Below are 782 nucleotides of genomic sequence, written 5' to 3'. Positions count from 1 at the left end.
CATCATAATGGTCACGCTCTAGCGGCGATACGGGTGGCAAAATAATATCGGCATGACGACTGGTTTCTGTGACAAAATAATCGATCACAACCATAAAATCCAAGCTGGCAAAAGCCTCATCTAATTTTTCACCATTGGGCGTGCTGAGTACAGGGTTGCCAGCGACAGTCATAAATCCTTTTAACTGCCCTGCGCCCTCTACCAGCATCTCATCCGCCATCGCCACCACTGGATAATCGCCATTAAAATCAGGCAAATTACTCACGCGGCTATGGCGTTTACCAAGATAGCCTGGGCCTGAGTTATTGACCACATCGACTGCAGGATTAGGGAACATCAAGCCACCCATTTCATCTAAGCGACCTGTGACAATATTAATGACCATAATGAGATACTGACTTAATAAGCCAAACGCTTGTACCGATACGCCCATACGCCCATAGCAGACCGAACTTTCGGCTTCACAAAACTCTTTGACGAGACGTTTAATCTCACTTGCAGCAATACCAGTAATATCAGCTACGGATTCGGCGCTATAGTCTTTAGCAAAGTCTGCGAGCCGCTCAATCTCTGGCGCGAGGGCCGCCGCTCTATTATTTTTAGCGCGCGCTTTGTCCGCATAACCTTGCAAATAAATTTCATTGAGCATGGCGAGCAAGAGTAAGACATCGGTCGCTGGGCGAATAAAATGATGCTCGCTCGCAATATCTGCTGTTTCGGTGCGTCTTGGATCTATTACCACCACTTTGCCATCACGGGCTTTGATGTCTTTGAGCTTTTGA

Annotated in this window: 1 protein-coding gene; it reads right to left on the bottom strand. The window is 47.2% G+C overall.

Translation table 11 applies throughout. The features are described from left to right. The coding region (locus ACS8FD_RS19450) for a molybdopterin-dependent oxidoreductase (protein WP_439277073.1) at positions 1-782 on the bottom strand (782 nt) is incomplete at both ends.

It is taken from the genome of Psychrobacter sp. 1U2, from assembly GCF_051847575.1.
Note: the sequence above shows the minus strand (reverse complement) of the source record. Positions and strands in the feature narration are given on the sequence as shown.